The 2,524-nt window shown below is 40.0% G+C and carries 3 protein-coding genes; 1 reads left to right on the forward strand and 2 read right to left on the reverse strand.

The window, feature by feature from the left end; all coding sequences use genetic code 11:
• On the forward strand, nucleotides 1-548 hold a 548-nt coding region (locus AAC037_RS23375), incomplete at its 5' end, for an adenosine kinase (protein WP_339906028.1).
• A 39-nt stretch (nucleotides 549-587) separates the two neighbouring features.
• Here the strand turns inward: AAC037_RS23375 and AAC037_RS23380 are convergent.
• Both AAC037_RS23380 and AAC037_RS23385 read right to left on the reverse strand, forming a co-directional pair.
• A complete protein-coding gene (locus AAC037_RS23380) occupies nucleotides 588-1,484 on the reverse strand; it encodes a sugar phosphate isomerase/epimerase family protein (RefSeq protein ID WP_339906029.1) in 897 nt (298 codons plus the stop codon).
• Nucleotides 1,485-1,501: 17 nt separating this feature from the next.
• A partial coding sequence (locus tag AAC037_RS23385; protein ID WP_339906031.1) for a VCBS repeat-containing protein occupies nucleotides 1,502-2,524 on the reverse strand: 1,023 nt, incomplete at its 5' end.

Genomic DNA, 2,524 nt, shown 5'->3' on the forward strand with positions numbered 1-2,524 from the left:
TTAAAGCTTCAAAATATTTGTATATCGAGGGATACCTTATCACCTCTCCGAATGCCAAAGAAGCCATGATGGCAGCCAAAAAGATTGCGGAAGAAAATGAGGTAAAAGTAGCCATTACCTTTTCTGATCCTGCCATGGTTAAATATTTTGGGGAAGGCTTTAAAGAGGTAATTGGTTCAGGGGTGGACATGTTATTTGCCAATGAGGAAGAGGCCATGCTCTATACTGGAAAAGACAATGTAGCAGATGCTGCAGAAGACTTAAAGAAAATCGCCAAGCATTTTGTGATTACCCAAGGAAAGAATGGGGCATTGATTTATGATGGGGATACTTTTATCGATATTGCGCCTTACCCTACGGTGGCTGTTGATAGCAATGGAGCCGGAGATATGTTTGCCGGGGCTTTTATGTATGGGATCACCAATGGGCATTCCTATGCTTCTAGCGGCAAGCTGGCCAGCATGGCTTCATCAAAAGTAGTCAGTCAATTTGGGCCTAGGCTTACTTGGGAGGAAGCAAAAGCTGTATTGGAAAGACTGCAGCCTTAAGGCTATAATAGCATTTAAAACGTTCTGATTCAGTTCGTTTTAAATGCTTTCTTTTATATTTTCAATCATCCAATCGGTAATTTTTTCATAGTCATAATTTGGATTAGCCTTGCCCCATTGTTCACAAGAATAAATGCCTTGATAACCTTGGTCTTCAAAAATACGGATGCACCTTTGGAAATCGTATGCACTGTGCGCCATTTGGTCTGTAAAATCTTTTGTTTTTGCTGAAACCAACTTGGTATATGGGGCGATGTGTTTCAATGATTCAAATCTAACAGTGTTGGAGGAGTAATTGCCGAAATCAGCAAGTAGTCCAATATTGTCCGAAGGGATGTCTTTTATTGTGCTGATATGGGTTGTATAATCTGAAAATAAGTCATTGTGATTCTCTATCAGTACCCTAATTCCTTTAGACTTGGCATATGATGTGATCTCTTTGAGAGACAGTACCGCATGAGGATAGGACTTTTTCATGGATTTAACACGTAGCGACTGAGCCTGAAGGTTTTTGGCAATGTCAATCCAGTTTTTAACTTCCATTACTGCTTTCAATCTATTTTCTTCCAAAGGATCTGAAGGGTCGAATTTCCCCTCGGATTGCAAGTTGATTAAGTTGCAATGGTGTTTTTGTAAGCTTTTTTTAATTTCCTTTAAATAACTTTTACCCGTGGATTCAAAATGATTGGTCCACATTTCAACATTATGTACTCCAAATCGATCTGCGAAATATTCAGGCGTGGACAACAAAGTGAGTTCATTTTCTAACTCTTGGTTCTTTGGTTTGGTTAAAGCAAATCGATTACGAAATACCACAGTGGTTAAACCAATCCGTTTCATTTTACTTTTTTCGGGTTTGCCAAGGCCGTCCAATGGCAGGCCGGAAATGGCAGCTGCGGATAGTGTGGCCTGTAGCATGAAATCTCTCCTTTTCATAATGCTAAATTTACTAATTATTTAATAAACAGGTTTCTGAATAACCAGGGCCTGGCATCTGTCGAGTATTTGTCTTCCCCAACGATATCTAAATCGCCATCCCCGTCCATGTCTGCAATTGCACCTGAATAAATGCCTTTTCCTTCAGCTACTAAGATAGATTTTCGAAATTCACCACCTTCATTGATGTAAATTCTGATTTCTCGCTCATCCCAGGCCACAGCAGAGATAATGTCCAAATCTCCATCATTGTCCATATCTGCTAGTTTTGCACAATGGGCCTTGTTATAATCTGATTTTACGACATGTTTTGTCCATGCTGATACTTTTTCCGGGTTGGGTGGGCACTCATACCAAGCGAGATCATAATTGTCCCCTCCATATTTTTTAAAATGTTCGGCAGGTGATAATAAAACATCAGGTCGGCCATCATTGTTAATGTCGCCTACCTCTTCTTTGGTGGCTTTATTCACTTCTTTAAAACTTGCTTCAATATCAAATCTTATAAATTGACCATTTTTAGGATCTTTGGGCGATTTAAACCAATGTCCTGTCATGGTAATGTCAGGTATGCCATCCCTATTAATGTCTCCGACTGCGAGCCCTTCACCAGCTTGTCCTTCATAGACGGTCTTGGTTTGCCAGTTTTCATTTTCAATCTGAAAGATGATCTTTAAAGATTCAGGATTTTTATGACGGATTACCACATCTTTTTTACCGTTCAGGTCCATGTCTGCCAATCGCATATCATTGGCATGGAAGCCTTCAATGGTTGAAATAAGTAAATGCTCCCAATGGTCGTAAACCTTCTTTTTACCCGGGTTGATTAATAAATAGACATTGATAGGGCCGGTGCTGTGACCATCATTGCTAAAAATCAAGTCCATGTCTCCATCATTGTCCATGTCCTCGCAACGTGCAGACCCGATAAAATCATCAAATATTACAGGTAAGTTAAAATCATGTTTTATCCATTTTCCTTTATTGGTTTGCTCAAACCATGCCAAGGTAAATCGGTCTTCAGCATGGGCGCCCCCTTC

This window comes from uncultured Cyclobacterium sp., assembly GCF_963976465.1.
Lineage (GTDB): Bacteria > Bacteroidota > Bacteroidia > Cytophagales > Cyclobacteriaceae > Cyclobacterium.

Excerpts from the sequence above, each read along its gene's own strand:
- AAC037_RS23380 (WP_339906029.1), bottom strand. The coding sequence starts at position 1,484 with ATGAAAAGGAGAGATTTCATGCTACAGGCCACACTATCCGCAGCTGCC.